Below are 16,552 nucleotides of genomic sequence, written 5' to 3'. Positions count from 1 at the left end.
GCGCCAATGATTTTTATCGTCAGGAGTAGAAACCATGGCCGTAAACATCAGCAATCTCACCCTCTCCACTCCGGTTCCCGTCTCGGCGACCAATCCGGTGGCACTGGAGCTCAACGGAGCCCAGGCGATCGCGCAATTCCCCAGTATCGTCACGATCCTGCCGGACGGATCACTGCAACTGTCCGCCCCCACCAAAGGCGCCTCGAGCAAGAGCACTCACCGCACCCGCTGCGAATGGAAGGAAGCGACCTACTGGTCGCTGGCCAGCGCCGCTGACCACCTCAACTATCAGGAGATGACCGTGACCAAGGTCAACTCAGCGCAGAAAGTGGTGATCTCGCAAATGCATGTGAAAAACGACGACAGCCCGGCCATCAAGGTGTTCTGGCAAAAAGGCAACATCACCATGGGCTTCCGCCAGAGCTTCAATCAGACCACTCCGATCAACACCACGGTGCTCAAAGGCGTGCCGCTGGGTGCGAAGTTCAAGGTGACCATTCGAGCGAACTCTGCCGGCGTGGCTCGAGTCACCGTCGACTACAACGGCAACATCGGCACATCGGGTGACTTGCAGCTGGATGCCTCGTGGAATTCACAGGTGTTCAACTTCCATGGCGGGGTCTACAACCAGATCGACTACACCGACGCCACGCCGCCTGAGGATGGTTCGATCTGCATCATCAGTGATTTGTTGATTTCGCATACCTAGGGGCTGAAATAAACAAGGGCCTGTAGTTTTTGCATGCATGGCCCTTTTTCGGAGCTCAGCCCGATGATTGGTTTCCAGCCTCCATTGGAACCTCAAAACAGCCTGCGTCCTAACGTCGCAGCCTTCGGCTATTGGCAAATCCTGCGCAAGCCTTAGAATCCCGCGCGCTCTTGCAGAGGTCCGGTCTGGTCATAGACAAGCCTATCCTAGACTGGCCATGCCTCATTGACGTACGGCCGATGCCACCACCCTGCCCGATCGGCAGACACTTGCACAACACCTGTTCCAGCCTGGCAACCGCACGCGCAGAGGCGCACGTTGCGCTGTTCGATTTCTTGAGGTTTTTATGTCTCCGCGTTTGCTGGCCATGGCGCTGGCGCCCCTGCTCGGGCTGTTCATTATTGCTCTGGGCAATGGTTTTCTTTCCTCCCTGACCACCCTTCGTCTGGACGCCGCCGGCGCCTCGGCGACGATGATCGGGGTTGTTTCATCGGCGTATTTCATGGGGCTGACGCTAGGCGCAGTGTTCAATGACCGGCTGATTCTGCGCATCGGCCACATTCGTGCCTACGGCAGCTTCGCCTCGCTGATCGCCGTGACGATCCTGTTGCAGGGTCTGTTCTATGACACTTGGGGCTGGCTGGTCCTGCGCCTGATCAACGGCTGGGCCACGGTCGGTGTGTTTCTGGTAATCGAGAGCTGGCTGCTCTTGGCGGGTGACGAAAAGATTCGCGGGCGCTTGCTCGCGCTGTACATGATCGTCCTTTATGGCGCTGGTGTTTTGGGCCAGGCCACGCTGGGGACCATCACCGGCATGAGCGACAGCGCGCCGTTCATGGTCGCCGGCATGCTCGCTGCGTTGTCGGTGCTGCCGATCGTGATTCTGCCGCGAGTCTCGCCGCTGCTCGATCAGGTCGAGCCGCTCAAGCCCCGGCAGCTGCTGGGCGTGACGCCGACCGGGCTGGTCGGCTGTTTCGGCTCGGGGGTGACCATCGCCGCAATCTACACCTTGTTGCCGCTGTATCTGCAACGCAGCGGGCTGGACGTCGGTGAAGTCGGCAGCATGATGGCCTGGACGATCCTCGGCGCGATGCTGCTGCAATATCCGGTCGGACGCTGGTCCGATCGCACCGATCGCCTGCAGGTGCTGACCCTGCTGACGGTGGCGTGCACAGTTTTGTCACTGGTGATTGTGCTTGTGCCGCTGTCCTCGACAATGCTCGCCGCGATGCTGTTTCTGCTCGGTGGCGGCGTATTCGCGCTGTATCCGGTTGCCGTCAGCCACGCAGCCGACCGCGCGCCCGCCGAAGCGCTGGTGCCGATGATCCAGGGCTTGCTGCTGATCAATTCACTGGGCTCGGCCATCAGCCCGATGATGATTTCGCCGGTGATGAACTCGTTCGGCGCCAACGGCCTGTTCTGGGTATTCGCAGTGGTCAACCTGAGCATGGTCAGCTTTTTCTTCTGGCGCCGCGGCAAACGCCCGGTGCCGGCCAACCCCGCACCGTTCACCGCCGCCGCGACCTTTTCGCCGACGGGTGCGGAGTTGCGGGTTACCGAGGATTTGCGCGTGGCCGCTGAGGAACATCCGGCCATGGTCGATGCAATCAGCGGGGAGTTGGTGGCGCAGGCTGAGACCAGTACCGCGGGCAACTGAAGAGTCAGACGTCGGAAGGACGCCTGACTCCGTGTGGATCAGCAACTGCCCGGCGGGATGCCGTCCTTGTTGAAGTCCTTCAAGCGCTCGCGCTCTTCTTCAGTGGAATGCGCCGGGGTTGATTGATCCGGTTCTTCTTCTGGTAGTTCGGTTTTTTGTCAGTCATGGCACTGCCCTCGTTGTCGTTGTTATTTCGGCATCGGCGAGGGCTGGCAGTTCCGGACTCGGACCATTGCCTCGCCATGACGATTGCCAGTTATAGGTCGACTCGGTATTCACGCCCCAGGTCGTCAGCGTGCTGTTGGTATAGGAGAGGAACGGTTGCAGGAACGTCTGGTTGACCTTGTCCCTGTCATCCGGCGGGCTTCCATCCAGCCCCCGAGGTGATTCGCCAAGATGCCATGGGTCCAGCCATTTTGAGATCAGGATCGCCAGGCCGGCACCGAGTATTCAGCCAACTTCAGTCGGTTGTCTGGGTGAAAAGAACAAGCTTTGAGTGATATCACCAACGCCGCGAGGCCGTGCTGATCGATGGCCGGCAGAATCGTGTGGGATATGAGTAGCCCGTTCTTGCAGACGATGTATGGCACACGTCAAAAGCGCCAGGTCGCGCCCGCGCCGATTATGTGCAGCGCAGCGTTGCGGTAAGTGCCTGATAGCGTGTCCCCTGAACGCGACTTGGTTTGATCGACCTCCATGTCTCCCAGCCATACAAGGGTATAGGCGGCATGTACGTCCAGGCTTTCGTCGACTTGATAATTCAACCCGGTAGCCACACGCCAGGCCTCCCCCATGGGATTATCGACGGTTCGGTCACGGTCATTGACCGCAGAGCTGTCATAGCCCAGGCCAAAGCTCCAACGCACGCGCGGGTTGACCTGATATTGCGCGCCCAGGGATGCGTGCCAGGTGTCTTTATAGTTTCGATCGGCTGTGCGGGACACTTCGGCAGCACTGGCATCAACCTCTACGCCGATGTCACCAAACTCACTCCAGTCTTGCCAACCGAGACTGCCGAGCAGCTTCCATCTGGAATCCAGATCATGCGCGACACTCAGCAGCACGGTTTGCGGCACCGACATATCGAGCTCCAGGGAATCAACATCCAACCGTCGAAGTGCAGCATTGATGATCGGATTATCAACTTTGCGCACCGTCGGACTGTCCTTGAACTCCAAGTCGATCTTGCTGGTGTAGGCCAAGCCTATTTGCGTGCTTTCATTCAACCGGTAGAGCAAGCCGAGATTCAGGCCTACCCCTGTGTCGGTATCCTTGAATTCAAGTTGACCGTCGGGGCTATCGCGCAGCCCCAGCAGGTTGTTGTTGATCGCCGTTTCATTTCGATAGTAGGCATACATGATGCGTGGTCCGATGCCTATGGAGAGGTCATCGGTAACCTTATGCGCGAAGGTCGGCTGGAGCGATACTCCGATAATGGCTGCCTCCTGGTTGAAATAGCGACCTGCCCAATCGTCGTCGTAATCCAGTGCCAAACCAAAGTTGCCATACATGCCGAATCCAACAGCGGATCGTTCGTCAATTTGATGACTGACGAAAAAACTGGCTCCGGGCAGGTATTGCAATGCGTTGCCACCCTCATTGCCACCGAACTGATTGCCACTGCCGCGAGAAAATCGCATATCTCCCAGAATCACTTGGGCATCGGCGCTCACTTGAGTCCCGCTCAGTTGAGTGATCCCTGCAGGATTGCTCATCAGTACACTCGGATCGGCTGCAAGCGCAGCGGCTCCGGCATTGGCAAGGCCATTGCCTTCCTGGCCAGCCTCGTAAATCAGGATGCCCCCGGCTGACGCGCTGCCACACAGCAGCGTGGCAAATCCGAAAGCCACTGGAGTCATGAGTCGATGAGAGTTGCTGCCTCTATACATTGCGCGTCCCCTGCGAAACCATCAGTTAACCCCATCACGGCATCGCCCGTAGATGCGAACGTTTGGCGGCCACCTCGATATTGCTGCTGCGAAATACGAACGTGGCCTTTCAGCAAGCTATTTGGTTTTCAATTGCTCGTAGGACGTGACCATGTCCCTGGCCCATACATCAAGAACCGCTTTGATGTCGTTGGTCCTCATGACTTGGGCAGAATTATCCAAATCTGCATGGCTATCGAATCGAGACTCATCTCTCAAAGCTCCTTCCGGAAAGTGCTAACCCATAAGCGCTGAAGACAAGTTCCACAAAAGGTAGTTGGAAACAATGATTCGTCTAGCGACAGGCATGCTTCTTTCGGGAGGAAAGCTCCCAGGAAAATGAGAACCAAGGCGTATATTTTGATTGTTTCAAAAATATCAAAGTGCCGGTTTTTCGGAGCCTGACACCACTATTCAGTTATTTCTTCTTACGCTTTCAATGACTTGTACGGGTCAGAGTTTTTCTCAAGGTTTCGGCAACCATGGCCCCAACATCTGCAGCGCGCCCCGGCCACCACGGCGCAAGGACGCGACGAGCGGCAACCAGGTGACATCCGTTGTAACAACTTGCGAAGCAGGCATGAGGCGCACTTCGCCGGCAGTTCCACCCGCAGGTCCGCCGTCTGGCATGTAGATGGGTTCACGCGCTTTCTTCAGGCAAGACAAATGGCAACATGGCTGCATTCAGGTATGGCGTAAGCAATCGCCGTATGACTGTTGAGTCGCGCCTTTGCCGCAGCATTGAGCGTCGTTGGATTGACCGCTCCGGTCGCGGTTTCCCTGATTGCCGCACCGACGCCAGGAACACTGCGATTTCCGGGTCAGTCCGCAAGGCGTGGAGGATGAAATCCTGCATGGGGTGAACTCCCTTGGGCAGCTATCACTGATCTCGGGGGCTTGCGCAGGCGCGGTGAACCACTTTTCCGGCGGCACACGCTTCTCGTCCGGCGGATCGCCCAGATAATGCGGCGACATGATCTGCACGCCGTACTCGTTGAACACATCCTGAATATTGGCGTGCAGCATGCTCAGCAGCACCGCGCGTGGGCGTGGTTGGCTTGGGATCGCTTGAGCGACCAGTCGGTATTCCGGGTAAAAGTCCGAAAGTGCCGTCTGGAAAACCTGCGCTGGCGGATCTTCGAGCACACCCGGCGTGCGTTTCGCCGCCTCCAGTAACATCGCCTCCACCTAGCGCATCCAAAGGTAGCTTTGAAAAACAATAAATTTTTATAGGCAAAAAAATGAATCAAGCTCTACTCTACGAAATCGCTAAACGCACCGGATTTATTGTCACATTATTCTCGGATCATCCGGATTTTTTTCATCCTGGTCGCTACGGGTAAGAAAGCACGATGAGTCATATATGATCGATCAAGACGGAAGAGATGGATGGATAATTTTCTACAAGGAAATCGCTCCAAACAAATATCAAGAACTAGACAAAAAGATATCCCACTCGATGAATGATGATGAGAAGGCAAATACCTGTGAGGCATGGCTTAAAACCATTTGAAGGTGAAAGAAAATAGCTCATCCGAGTGCTTTGCGGAGCCAAGCAGTAGCGAGTGCTGCGAGAGTGCGTAACTAGCGATACTACTTACAGCTACATCTGTGCTATCGCATTGCGTTCAGAATCGTCGTAGAACGTACCTAATCGCAGCCGGCGCGCCACCCGATACCGCGTTTGTCGGTCCCTTCACAGGGTGCTATCACTACCATCAAAGCAGATGAAGTCACAATTGGTTGGAGAAGTACCAGTGTTAACCGATCTAGAAGCGCGCGTAGTGCTCAAAGAACTGATCGAGAAATACCTCAAGGGAAAAGATCCCGAGTACGACCGTCTGATCGAAATTGTTCGGAATCCTTCGCGGCAGGTTCCGATCAGGGGCGTACTCCTGGACATTAGGCGGTACAACGAGGTTCAGTACTCGCAGCAGGAGCTAGAGCTGATCGACGCCCTTTTGTACATGTATGGCTGAGACAGACCGCACCGTTGGCGAGCAAATGATAGAAATATGAACGCACACGATCAGTCAGCGCTAAAGCTTTGCAAGACCAATCAAGCGCTTCAACTCCTTCTAGTCCTTTTCTGATCCCTAGCATTGACGTCGATACCACTTATGAAGGGGGACCTATCGGCGATAAGCGATCAGCCTTGCCCGTCAGCTATCGGCCAGAAGCGGACGTTCGAACCTAAGGTAATGCGATGAAGAGAAAACCAAGAATGAGTGCACCTCTGACCAGTAACGCAGCAACCCAGCCTGGGCCTGGCTGGACGTTTGACCCTGATCGCATGATCCGAATAGCCGATTGTCATTCGATCATCGAAGTACTTCGCCACATCAAACACAGCGGGCCGGAATGGGCGCATCGTAATGTCCGAATTTGCTTTCCCGGCCAATCAAATGCCTGGGCTCTGGTGTACCCGCTTCAGAATGCCAGTGCCCCGTACTTTGACTTCATGTATATCCACAAAGAGCCTCCTCAGGAAGCGCTGTCCGCGCTGCTAAGGAAGTATCCACAGTGTTCCGTCATCGACTGGTCGCCCGGACGCTTGGCCTGCATCGAAGCTCAGGGGGTGGATGTTGAGACGCTCGCTGAAATTATCCGGGATCTAGCTGAAGCTGCTTGGGATGAGCACATCACGTTCGTCGATGCTTCGTACGAGGAAATGGGTAAAGCGTGACCCCAGAGCGAACGGTCGACCTTAGCTTCCCAAGCGCGTGCGCACAGACCAGGTCTTGGGCAACAATCGACCAGACGGGAACGCTACGCAGGTCACCATAATCGAAGGGATGTTTGTTATGAGCCACCCTTACAACGACTTGAGGGCCGATTTCGTTGAGGTACTTGAAGAAATTTCGACGCTGATGTCCATTGCATACGACTAGCTCGGCCCTGTACCGGAAGACCATGCATTAGCTCAGGCAGGTTTAAAGAATGGTGGTGAAATAGTTCTGGATTATGTCGATCACAACGAGGCTGGAGTAGCGTTCGAACACCTGCTTTACATGATTGACGAACCACCGCTCGTTGTTTCTGAAAAATGCGTAAAAGTTTTAGCTCGGATCGCAAAGTCCTTGAAGATGCCTTTCATGAGGTGAAAAAATATACCCATCTAAAGGTCAGCTTTGGGTCGAAAGCAGTTACTCGCAAGCGTCCGCTTCTGGCCGAAAGCGGCCGTTCACGATCGACTACCTTCGGCCAAAAGTAGCCCTGATCGCGGGCTATAACTCTCTGATGCTCAGAATAAGCGGGGGATGACAGCGGGGTGGAAAAATAGGCTGTAAGTCGACGCTGCCTCATAACACCACCTTCGCCACGATAGAGAAGCCGTCGGGCTTTCTACTTCAGGCTAACGAAAGACCATTCAACGCCACAGGTGAGAATTGGCGGTATCTGCTTCTCCCTTAATAATACTGGCCTACGGCGAGCAAGCTTTCGAGACCCGTCTAATCGTAACCCCTATCCTCCGAATTTGACCGGTTGAGGAAGGAGGTCTCGGCTGAAGAGGGATTGCGACGGCGAAAAGTCCGTATTCCAGGCGAACGCAGTGGCGCTCGAACAATCTCGGTCGGTACCCAGGTGACGGTTAGCGGCGAGAGAGCCACTGCAATAGCGAACGCATTCAGTCCCCCTGTGCCGATAACATCAGAGCAGATAGCTCTTTTTTCGCCATTGAAGATACATGCGGCAAGATTATCAAAGAGCATCCGAGTGCGAGCTTTATCCGACTGTTGTAAAGGTAGCCTGGACTGAGCCTGCAAGAGAGATTGGAAATCTGCTCCATCACTCGTTGCCCGCATCCTAGGTTCTGATGTCGGCAAGACGGATGCTGCTGGCGGTACTGCAGAAATACCGGTCATCGGCATGCCTCATATCACGCTTGGTGTCATGAATCTCGCCAGTGTTCCTGGCGTGACAGTTCCGTTCTTTGCTTCATCAGATCCCGCTGAACCAGTTGTAGCCCTGGTCTTCCCAGTACCCGCCCGGGTTGTCGTTGCTGACGAAAATCTCGACAACATGCTTGGGGTTTTTGAAGCCCAGTTTGGTGGGGACCCGAACCCTCAGCGGATAGCCGTACTCGGGCGGCAGCGCCACGTCAGCATAATCCAGTGCCAACAGCGTCTGCGGGTGCAAGGCAGTCGGCATGTCCAGACTGGAGTAGTAACGATCGGCACATTTGAAACCGACAAATTTCGCTGTGGTGTCGGCGCCGATGTGTTCCAGGAAGGTTTTCAGCGGTACACCTCCCCATTGCCCGATCGCGCTCCAGCCCTCAACACAGATCAGCCGAGTGATATCGCTGCGTTGCGGCAGCTTGCGCAAGCTTTCGAGTGTCCACGGCGCCTTGTCCCTGATCCGGCCGGAGACGGCGAGCGAGTAACTGGTCAGGTCTACTTCAGGGATATCGTCCTGACCATAGAAAGCGTTGAACGGAAACGGCTTGGTGATCTGCGCGCGGGCGAAGGTCGGCGCCAGTTTCCGTCCACTGAACAACCACGCCTGGACCCGGTCGTTCCAACGCGACATGGCCCAAAGCACTTTGTCGACCTGATCGCCGTCCTGCAGGTTGCAACCGGTCAGCATCGACATCGCGCCCACCGTCAGGCCGGCCCGAAGCAAATGCCGGCGCTGAATGTTTTCCAGTTCAAGCTGTTGCGCAGGTTCAATCCTGACGCGCTGACGCGTTATTTTTGTAAATTCAGTCATGACCCATTTTTCTCGTTATCAGGCGTCCGCACTCCACCCGTGATCATTGGCAACAGGGTTTTTGGTACCAGAATCACCAAGACCAGGTGAATCACCACAAACGCTGCAATCATCGCCATGGCCGCAAAATGTACGTAACGAGCAACGTCATAGCCGCCCAGTAACGCGACCAGCTCTTGAAGTTGAACCGGTTTCCAGATCGCTACACCCGAGATCACGATCAGTACACCTGCCGCCAGCACGATCCAGTACATCAGGCGCTGTACTGCGTTATAGACACCCTTTTCATGCACCAGCCGAAAGCGCAAGGCATCGGTCAGATCATGCTTCAATGCGGCAATGCCGATGGGCAGCAGCTCACGTTTGAAATGACGACTGGCCAACCCGTACAGCACATAGATTGCGCCGTTGATCAGCAGCAGCCACATGAACGCAAAATGCCAGGCAAGTGCCCCGCCCAGCCAACCGCCCACGGTCAATGACACCGGAAACCTGAAACTGAACAGTGGCGAGGCGTTGTAGATAGCCCAACCGCTCATGAACATGCAGACCATGCAGGCCGCATTGAGCCAATGGGTGAGGCGAACCGGCCAGGGATGCAGTTTCTTCTGTCTCACGTGGTTCCCCTTGCAAGCCTTCCGTGTAGCGGAGCGTTGCCAGAAGGCAACGCTCAAGCTTTCTCAGATGATTACATCGGTGGCTGGAAGCCATCCTTGCCGACTGCAATGCCGCGTGCGGTGCCATCTGCAGCGGGGAACACGACAATTTTCGTTCCTTTGACCAGCTCATCGGCTTTGCCTGGCTCGACGTAGGCGATAGGCACGTCATCCGGCACGACGATTTGTTTCTCACCGCCCTGGTAGTTGACGGTCAACGTGCGGCCGTCGGTTTTGGACAGTTTGCCAACGGTGCCGTTGGTCATGGTGCCAGTGCTGCCGTCCGCGTTCTGCCAGCCGTAATGACCTTCGCCGCTGCCCTTGAGCCTGGCGTCGAATACCGTGACCTCAAGCGCCTTCAAGGTTCCGTTGGCCTGCGGGATGGCCGCCGAGCCGATGAAACTGTCGGATTTGATCGAGTCGATATTGGCCTTCGATACCCGGCTGATACCGGTCTTGTCAGTCAGTCCGATCGTCTGCTGGGCGCCAGAGCGGACAGTGAAGGTCAGCGTGTTGTTGCTGACGCTTTCCACCGTACCGCGCAGTGGTTTGATGACCGGCATGTCGGCGGCGGTGGCAATGACGGCAGCGCTGAGCATCACCAAACCGAACGTGGTAGACAGGGCGTTTTTGAGTTGCATGGCGACGATTCCTCATGGGTTGATGTGTCGCCATCCTCGACCGCAGATCGGGACGTCACGATGACCGCCGAATGACATTTTTGTCATTCGTCAGCCCTGCCGGTGAATGACAGAAATGTAACCGACTGCGCCCGTTCATCCCGCTACACTGCACAGCCGAGATACCGATGTCGCGGGCTGAATCCCGTCATGAAGAGACCCGAGCGCGCCTCACGATGCATATCCTGCTGATCGAAGATGACACCAAGACAGGTGAGTACCTGAAAAAGGGGCTCGGCGAGTCCGGTTACAACGTCGACTGGACCCAGCACGGCGCCGACGGTCTGCACATGGCCTTGCATACGACCTATGACCTGATCGTGCTGGACGTGATGTTGCCCGGGATTGACGGGTTTCAGATCATCGAGCTGTTGCGCGCCAGACAAGACGTACCCGTGCTGTTCCTTACCGCGCGCGACCAGTTGCAAGACCGCATTCGCGGTCTGGAACTGGGCGCCGATGATTACCTGATCAAACCTTTTTCGTTTACCGAACTGCTGTTGCGCATCCGCACTATTCTGCGCCGCGGTGTCGTACGCGAAGCCGACCATTTCCACCTTGCCGATCTCGAACTGGATCTGGTCCGGCGCCGCGTGACCCGCCAACAACAGGTGATCGTGCTGACCAACAAGGAGTTCGCCCTGCTGCATCTGTTTCTGCGTCGAGCCGGCGATGTGTTGTCCAGGACACAAATCGCTTCGGAAGTCTGGGACATGAATTTCGACAGCGATACCAACGTGGTGGACGTCGCTGTCAAGCGCCTGCGCAACAAGGTCGACCAGCCCTACCCGATCAAGCTGATCCATACCATTCGCGGTATCGGCTATGTCTGCGAGGTGAGGCCATGCGGTCCCGACGCCAACCCTCGCTGACGCTGCGATCGACCGTGGCGTTTGCCATGGTCGCGATGCTGGCCGTGGCCGGCGCGGGCTTCTATCTGTATCAGACGATGAAGGCCTCGGTATTGGTCTACAGCGATCACGCGGTGATGGGCCGTCTGGAGCATTTTCGCAAGCTCCTGCATTACGAACTCGCCATCGAAAAGCTGCGCGACAGCCCGCAGATTTTCAAGAACATGCTCGACAGCGAAGACGACATCTTCATCATTGAAGAGCCGGGGCAGCCACCGGTCATCCAGGTCAATCCACTCAACGTCACGTTGCCTGAACTGCCGGTGATCGGCCAGGACACAAAGCTGAGCGTCAGTGATCTGCGCAGCGGCGTGACCGACTCGGGAACAAGGCTGCGCGCCGCCTCCGTAGTCACGACGTCGGGTGGCCGTGTAGTCCGATTGACGGCCGCCCACCTTATGGGCAAGGAAATGGCGATGCTTGCAGCGTATCGCGAGCGCATCTACCTGGCCGTGGCCCTTGCCTTTCTGGCAACCGCGTTGCTGGGTTATCTGTTATTGCGTCGCGGGCTGCGTCCGCTGCGCAAAATGGCCGCCCATGCCGCAGCCATAACGCCTGAGCGTCTGCACAGCCGTATGGACAGCGCCGATACGCCGGTTGAATTGCAACAGCTGAGTGACGCCTATAACGCGATGCTTGATCGTCTTGCTCAGGGTTATCAGCGACTGACGCAATTTTCCGCCGACCTTGCCCATGAAATCCGCACGCCGGTCGGGTCGTTGATGGGACATTGTCAGGTTGCCCTTCGCCAACGCCGTAGCGAGGACGAATATCAGGCGCTGATCGCTTCGAACCTTGAAGAACTCGAACGGATCTCGCGCATCGTCGAAAGCATTCTATTTCTGGCGCGCGCCGATGAAGCGCAAGCCGTAGTGGAGCGCCAGCAACTGTCGCTGCATGACGAATCACAGCGCATCGCTGAGTATTTTGAGGGTTTGGCTGAAGAGCGGCGAATGAGCTTCCAAATAACGGGCGATGGTATCGTGCTCGCTGACCCCTTGCTGCTGCGCAGAGCGTTGAGCAACCTGGTGGCGAACGCTGTTCGCTACGCTTACGAGGGCACCGAGATTCTGATACGGGTATTGGAAACCCACGGAGGTGCCCGGATTGAGGTGGAGAACCAAGGGCCGGTGCTGGGCGACGAAACCCTGGGCAAACTCTTCGACCGCTTTTACCGTGGCGATGCGTCTCGGCACCAGAATTCCGACTCCTACGGGCTTGGCCTCGCCATTGTCGTGGCCATCATGCAACTGCATGACGGCCACGTGGGTGTCGAACAGCCAAGGGCCGGGACTATTCGTTTTTCGCTGTCGTTCCCTTGAGCTGCTCGAACGGTGCAAACTGTTCTTCGCCCGCTGCGGGTACCCAATCTTTTAACGGCGTCAGGAAATGCATTTCAAAACGACGTGACAGGAACGCCCACTTTCCGTCCCGACGTTCAAACCTGTCGTGGTAAAGACCGCTGACTTGCACCGGGCCTTTTTCAATGTCATGAAACAGGCAATCCGCAGCTACCGTGCCCACTGCGCTGTCACCCTCGATTTCAATCAGCGGGTTGGCCATCCAGTGGTGCATATGGGGCATCTGGCGCCAGCTGTTTTGCGCCATCGCCAGGATTTCGTCACGGTTTCCAGCCTGGCCAAAACCCGGTAGATCCAGTGTCGACTCTTCGTGCCAGATTGAGCTAAGAAGCGAGGCGTCGATGCGGTCGAAAGCATTGGCGTAGGCGCTGATCAGCGACTCGATGGCGGCGCGACTTTCCAGGGCGTCCAGTCGGGCTGTCAGTTGTTCATTGTTCATGATGAGGTTTCCTGCAGGGGCTGCGCATAAGCGAGGAAGGCAGCCCTGCGCGAGGGCTGCGCTACGGTTGAGCACGTGGTCAGATCTGCGACAGGCCGCCGTCGACCATCAACTCCACACCGTTGACATATTTCGCATCGGCAGACGCAAGAAACAGCGCCGACGAGGCGATTTCCTCAGGCTCGGCCATGTACCCCAATGGCGTGATCTGCTCGACGTGCTGACGCAGCGCGGCGACGTCTGTTTCGCTCATCTTCAAGCCGTTATCCATCAGCGGTGTGCGGGTGAAGCCAGGGCTCAGGACATTCGCTCTGATCTTGCGACCTTTGAGTTCGTTGGCCCACGTCCTGGCAAAGGAACGTACCGCGGCTTTGGAGGCGTTGTAGAGGCTCAGTCCTTCCATGCCATTGCTGGAACAGATAGAGGCCGTCAGCACGATCGAAGCGCCATTTTTCAACAATGGCATCAACGTCTGTACAGTAAAAAAGACTCCCTTTACGTTGATGTCGAACATGTTGAAATAGGCGGCCTCGGTGGTCTCGCCCAGCGGGTTCTTTTCACAAATACCCGCATTGGCAAACACTGAGTCCAGTTGATCGCCGTGCGCCTCAATCGTCGCCTTGAGCTCGTCCAGATCAACCTGGCGCGCGACATCGGAAATGACCGCGACCGCCCTGTCGCCAAGCTTGGCCACCGCAGCCTCCAGCGTGGCTGCAGAACGCCCGGTGATGTAAACGCGCCTGGCGCCCTCGGCAATCAAACCCTGTGCAATCGCAAATCCGATCCCGGTGGACGCGCCGGTGACGACTGCGACCTGATCAGCGAATTTACCTGACATAACTGACTCCTCGATTTCGGTTGTGTGGCTCGACTGGAACCACAGTGCGGCCATTTTGCGAGGAGGCAGGGGCGCAGCGGCACTGCCATAAATGAACATTGGCCGTTCATTTATGTGAGGCGTCAGCCAGGGTTTGATCGTTTAGATTGAAGTCAGCTTATTCAAAGCATGACTCGCAATCGAAAATATTCTGGAGCCGAAGGGTTTCAGAAAGGAGACCTTATGCCTGAGAAAATAGTAGCCCTTCCGGAACAGCGGCGCTGGCTGATGTTCGCCATCCTGTTGGTCGGTGCATTCTTGCCGCCGCTGGATTTCTTCATCGTGAACGTAGCGCTGCCTTCGATTCAGCAATCGCTGGGCACGGCCTCCTCTGCCGAACAGTTGATCATCTCTTCTTACGCGGCGCTGTATGCCGTGACACTGATCACCGGCGGAAGGCTTGGCGACATCTTTGGCCGCATGAGAATGTTCTTCGTTGGCCTGATTGGCTTTGCCGTCGCCTCACTGATCTGCGGTGTCGCCGAGTCACCCTGGGTGTTGATCGCCGGACGCTCGCTGCAAGGCGTGACGGCCGCTGTCATGGCGCCGCAGGCACTCGCTTCAGTGCAGGCGATATTCCCTGAGTCGGAAAAACCCTTGGCGTTGAGCCTGTACGGTGCGGTGTTTGGTTTGGCGTCGGTAGTCGGCCAGGCACTTGGCGGGATTCTGATCTCGCTCAACCTGATGAACCTGGGCTGGCGGTCGATATTTCTGGTGAATCTACCGATTGCGTTGCTGGTCATTCTGATCGCCATCCCCGTGGTCAAGGAAACCCGCGCACCCCAGACCAGCAAGCTGGATCTGGGTGGAACGCTGTTGTCGATGGTGACGCTTGCGGCGCTGATCGTTCCACTGATCGAGGGACGTGAAGCGGGCTGGCCGTGGTGGGCCTGGCTGTCGCTGGCGGCGGTGCCACTGCTGGCCTGGCTGTTCTGGCGCTACGAAGCCCGCTTGTATCAAGCGCAAGGCGCGCCGTTGCTGAACCCTGCTGCACTGCGTGCGCCCGGGCTGGGCCGGGCATTGCTGGTGGCGCTGACTTTTTACGCGATCGGCGTGTTCTTCCTGCTGTTTTCCATCTATTTACAGGGAGCGCTGCATACGAGCCCGCTCAGTGCAGGTCTGGTCTTTCTGCCATTCGGCGCTGGTTTCTTGCTGGGGCCGCTCGCCACCCATCTATTCCGGCGTTTGCTGGGGTCTTATGTGAATCCCTTCGGAATGGCACTCGAAGTGCTGGGGTTCGTGCTGTTGGCCTGGCTTGTGGCGCACACGCCAACCGCCGTCACGCCCTCTGCGCTGTCCCTTGCCGTGATTCTCTTTCTGATCGGTTTCGGACAAGGACTGGCCCTTCCGACATTGATGCGCATGATCACTGGACGCGTGGCACCGGCGTATTCCGGCATGATTGCGGGCATCACCAGTTCCACACTGCAAATCAGCACGGCACTGAGCGTAGCGATCATCGGTGGCATTTTTTACACGCTTCTGGGCAAGGACACGGACGCGGCGGCCATCACCCACGCCTTCACCGTCGCCATACTGTGCATCGCTGCGTGTCTGGTGGTAGGCGCAGGACTGAGTCTGAGTCTGGCGCGCCAATCTGCTGCAGAGCTGCAAACGGCGGCCATGCAGCCGGCAGAGTGAATCAACCGCCTGCCTGAGTGCCAATCATGACGGAGGCCAGGTCGGCAAGCGCGCGCAGACTGTCCATCTGGCGCATGTCCTGGTGGTAGCCCATCCAAATGTCGCGGCCTGGTGGCGGTTCATCTGAATCGATCAGACGCAGCGCCGTCAACTGGTCGCCCAAAGCGCGGGGCAATACCGCGACGCCCTGCCCCTGCGCACACATTTGCGCCTGGACTGTGCGGCTGCTACTGGTAAACACGGTACGCGCCAGAGGGTAACGCTGCTGCAGCCACTGCACATCGGGATAATGGGACTGGGCAACACTCATGGTGATCAGACCCAGCCCGGCGCCCTGTGGCTCAGGGTCAGCAGATCCAACGGCTGCGTATAACCCGTAAGTCAGGGAGATCAGCTTGCGATGCACGATATCGGGTTCGGTGAACGGAACGATTCGAAACGCGATGTCGGCGTCGCGGCGAGCCAGATCAAACAATCGATGCCCGGCAATGACCTCGGGCACGATCAATGGATAACGCCGGCCCAGTTCACTCAGCACCGGGGCCAGGACATAACAGGCGAACCAGTCAGCGCAGGAAATGCGCAGCACACCTTCGGGCTGTGCGCTGTCGCCCGCGAGGCGCCTTTCGATGGCCAACGCACTTTGCTCCATTTCCTGCGCGAGGCTGAAGAGCTTCTCGCCGCTGTCGGTCAACACGAGACCTTGGTTGGTACGCAGGAAAACGGGTTGGCCACTGGACTGTTCCAACACCTGCAAGCGCCGCCCCACGGTCGGATGGCTGACCCCCAACAGCTTGGCGGCAGCGCCCAATGACCCGCTGCGGGCAATCGCGAGAAAGACCCGCACATCACTCCAGTCCATGCTCTGCCCCCGTACAAAAATGAACAGTGAGAGTGCAGCAATGGCAGTGCCGTAGCAATCCCGTGCCCGACATACTTGTCTGCATTCACCGTCATCGAATACCAACCGGAGACTGCAA

General features: G+C 57.0%; 16 protein-coding genes and 2 pseudogenes. 9 read left to right on the top strand and 9 right to left on the bottom strand.

The window, feature by feature from the left end; translation table 11 throughout:
• The first annotated feature begins 34 nt into the window (after positions 1-34).
• Together ACZZZ4_RS21665 and ACZZZ4_RS21660 are read left to right on the top strand one after the other, a co-directional pair.
• On the top strand, positions 35-709 hold the full coding sequence (locus ACZZZ4_RS21665) for a polysaccharide lyase family 7 protein (protein WP_129998610.1): 675 nt from the start codon (positions 35-37) through the stop codon (positions 707-709).
• Positions 710-989: 280 nt separating this feature from the next.
• Positions 990-2,366 (top strand): MFS transporter, encoded by a 1,377-nt coding sequence (locus ACZZZ4_RS21660; RefSeq protein WP_463538799.1) that lies wholly within the window; start codon positions 990-992, stop codon positions 2,364-2,366.
• Positions 2,367-2,612: 246 nt separating this feature from the next.
• Here ACZZZ4_RS21660 and ACZZZ4_RS21655 read toward each other — a convergent pair.
• From ACZZZ4_RS21655 to ACZZZ4_RS21645, 3 genes and pseudogenes are all read right to left on the bottom strand, one after another.
• Positions 2,613-2,956: pseudogene (locus ACZZZ4_RS21655) on the bottom strand (transporter); the annotation flags it as partial.
• Between the two features lie 3 nt (positions 2,957-2,959).
• Positions 2,960-4,225: an OmpP1/FadL family transporter gene (locus ACZZZ4_RS21650; RefSeq protein WP_463549303.1), complete on the bottom strand. Its 1,266-nt coding sequence runs from the start codon at positions 4,223-4,225 to the stop codon at positions 2,960-2,962.
• Between the two features lie 957 nt (positions 4,226-5,182).
• Positions 5,183-5,482 (bottom strand): annotated as a pseudogene (locus ACZZZ4_RS21645) (mechanosensitive ion channel family protein); the annotation flags it as partial.
• A gap of 175 nt (positions 5,483-5,657) precedes the next feature.
• Between ACZZZ4_RS21645 and ACZZZ4_RS21640 the strand changes: the two are divergent.
• The 4 genes from ACZZZ4_RS21640 to ACZZZ4_RS21625 all read left to right on the top strand — a co-directional run bounded on the left by ACZZZ4_RS21640 (position 5,658) and on the right by ACZZZ4_RS21625 (position 7,398).
• A complete protein-coding gene (locus tag ACZZZ4_RS21640) occupies positions 5,658-5,807 on the top strand; it encodes a hypothetical protein (RefSeq protein ID WP_185776661.1) in 150 nt (49 codons plus the stop codon).
• A gap of 271 nt (positions 5,808-6,078) precedes the next feature.
• On the top strand, positions 6,079-6,273 hold the full coding sequence (locus tag ACZZZ4_RS21635) for a hypothetical protein (RefSeq protein WP_463548719.1): 195 nt from the start codon (positions 6,079-6,081) through the stop codon (positions 6,271-6,273).
• A gap of 245 nt (positions 6,274-6,518) precedes the next feature.
• Positions 6,519-6,980: a hypothetical protein gene (locus tag ACZZZ4_RS21630; RefSeq protein WP_422492778.1), complete on the top strand. Its 462-nt coding sequence runs from the start codon at positions 6,519-6,521 to the stop codon at positions 6,978-6,980.
• 265 nt (positions 6,981-7,245) lie between these two features.
• The gene (locus tag ACZZZ4_RS21625) at positions 7,246-7,398 is read left to right on the top strand and encodes a MafI family immunity protein (protein ID WP_463549302.1); all 153 of its coding nucleotides are present in this window, start codon (positions 7,246-7,248) and stop codon (positions 7,396-7,398) included.
• An 838-nt stretch (positions 7,399-8,236) separates the two neighbouring features.
• Here the strand turns inward: ACZZZ4_RS21625 and ACZZZ4_RS21620 are convergent.
• From ACZZZ4_RS21620 to ACZZZ4_RS21610, 3 genes are all read right to left on the bottom strand, one after another.
• Positions 8,237-9,007, bottom strand: coding sequence for a molybdopterin-dependent oxidoreductase (locus ACZZZ4_RS21620; RefSeq protein WP_207807868.1), 771 nt, complete (start codon positions 9,005-9,007; stop codon positions 8,237-8,239).
• The gene (locus ACZZZ4_RS21615) at positions 9,004-9,624 is read right to left on the bottom strand and encodes a cytochrome b/b6 domain-containing protein (protein WP_129998747.1); all 621 of its coding nucleotides are present in this window, start codon (positions 9,622-9,624) and stop codon (positions 9,004-9,006) included. Before ACZZZ4_RS21615 ends, ACZZZ4_RS21620 begins: the two co-directional genes overlap by 4 nt.
• Positions 9,625-9,695: 71 nt before the next feature.
• Positions 9,696-10,304, bottom strand: a complete 609-nt coding sequence (locus ACZZZ4_RS21610) for a hypothetical protein (protein ID WP_042609816.1) — start codon at positions 10,302-10,304, stop codon at positions 9,696-9,698.
• Positions 10,305-10,519: 215 nt separating this feature from the next.
• On the opposite strand from ACZZZ4_RS21610, the gene ACZZZ4_RS21605 reads away from it, so the two are divergent.
• On the top strand, positions 10,520-11,215 hold the full coding sequence (locus ACZZZ4_RS21605) for a heavy metal response regulator transcription factor (protein WP_039760267.1): 696 nt from the start codon (positions 10,520-10,522) through the stop codon (positions 11,213-11,215).
• Positions 11,188-12,576, top strand: coding sequence for a heavy metal sensor histidine kinase (locus ACZZZ4_RS21600; RefSeq protein ID WP_039760264.1), 1,389 nt, complete (start codon positions 11,188-11,190; stop codon positions 12,574-12,576). Before ACZZZ4_RS21605 ends, ACZZZ4_RS21600 begins: the two co-directional genes overlap by 28 nt.
• Here the strand turns inward: ACZZZ4_RS21600 and ACZZZ4_RS21595 are convergent.
• On the bottom strand, positions 12,548-13,054 hold the full coding sequence (locus ACZZZ4_RS21595) for a nuclear transport factor 2 family protein (protein WP_042609814.1): 507 nt from the start codon (positions 13,052-13,054) through the stop codon (positions 12,548-12,550). The genes ACZZZ4_RS21600 and ACZZZ4_RS21595 overlap by 29 nt on opposite strands.
• A 79-nt stretch (positions 13,055-13,133) precedes the next feature.
• Positions 13,134-13,892, bottom strand: coding sequence for an SDR family oxidoreductase (locus tag ACZZZ4_RS21590; RefSeq protein ID WP_039760604.1), 759 nt, complete (start codon positions 13,890-13,892; stop codon positions 13,134-13,136).
• 168 nt (positions 13,893-14,060) lie between these two features.
• On the opposite strand from ACZZZ4_RS21590, the gene ACZZZ4_RS21585 reads away from it, so the two are divergent.
• On the top strand, positions 14,061-15,572 hold the full coding sequence (locus ACZZZ4_RS21585; protein WP_223631549.1) for an MFS transporter: 1,512 nt from the start codon (positions 14,061-14,063) through the stop codon (positions 15,570-15,572).
• Between the two features lies 1 nt (position 15,573).
• Here the strand turns inward: ACZZZ4_RS21585 and ACZZZ4_RS21580 are convergent, their stop codons facing one another.
• A complete protein-coding gene (locus tag ACZZZ4_RS21580) occupies positions 15,574-16,434 on the bottom strand; it encodes a LysR family transcriptional regulator (RefSeq protein ID WP_123442619.1) in 861 nt (286 codons plus the stop codon).
• Between the last annotated feature and the right edge of the window lie 118 nt (positions 16,435-16,552).

Source organism: Pseudomonas sp. AC252 (genome assembly GCF_979258105.1).
This window is presented reverse-complemented; position numbering and strand designations above follow the sequence as displayed.

What these genes read in the sequence shown, in the direction of transcription:
- ACZZZ4_RS21610 (WP_042609816.1), bottom strand. Translation starts at nt 10,304, where the DNA reads ATGCAACTCAAAAACGCCCTGTCTACCACGTTCGGTTTGGTGATGCTC.
- ACZZZ4_RS21600 (WP_039760264.1), top strand. Translation starts at nt 11,188, where the DNA reads ATGCGGTCCCGACGCCAACCCTCGCTGACGCTGCGATCGACCGTGGCG.
- ACZZZ4_RS21605 (WP_039760267.1), top strand. Translation starts at nt 10,520, where the DNA reads ATGCATATCCTGCTGATCGAAGATGACACCAAGACAGGTGAGTACCTG.
- ACZZZ4_RS21650 (WP_463549303.1), bottom strand. Translation starts at nt 4,225, where the DNA reads ATGACTCCAGTGGCTTTCGGATTTGCCACGCTGCTGTGTGGCAGCGCG.
- ACZZZ4_RS21620 (WP_207807868.1), bottom strand. Translation starts at nt 9,007, where the DNA reads ATGACTGAATTTACAAAAATAACGCGTCAGCGCGTCAGGATTGAACCT.
- ACZZZ4_RS21630 (WP_422492778.1), top strand. Translation starts at nt 6,519, where the DNA reads ATGAGTGCACCTCTGACCAGTAACGCAGCAACCCAGCCTGGGCCTGGC.
- ACZZZ4_RS21665 (WP_129998610.1), top strand. Translation starts at nt 35, where the DNA reads ATGGCCGTAAACATCAGCAATCTCACCCTCTCCACTCCGGTTCCCGTC.
- ACZZZ4_RS21585 (WP_223631549.1), top strand. Translation starts at nt 14,061, where the DNA reads ATGACTCGCAATCGAAAATATTCTGGAGCCGAAGGGTTTCAGAAAGGA.
- ACZZZ4_RS21595 (WP_042609814.1), bottom strand. Translation starts at nt 13,054, where the DNA reads ATGAACAATGAACAACTGACAGCCCGACTGGACGCCCTGGAAAGTCGC.
- ACZZZ4_RS21580 (WP_123442619.1), bottom strand. Translation starts at nt 16,434, where the DNA reads ATGGACTGGAGTGATGTGCGGGTCTTTCTCGCGATTGCCCGCAGCGGG.
- ACZZZ4_RS21590 (WP_039760604.1), bottom strand. Translation starts at nt 13,892, where the DNA reads ATGTCAGGTAAATTCGCTGATCAGGTCGCAGTCGTCACCGGCGCGTCC.
- ACZZZ4_RS21640 (WP_185776661.1), top strand. Translation starts at nt 5,658, where the DNA reads ATGATCGATCAAGACGGAAGAGATGGATGGATAATTTTCTACAAGGAA.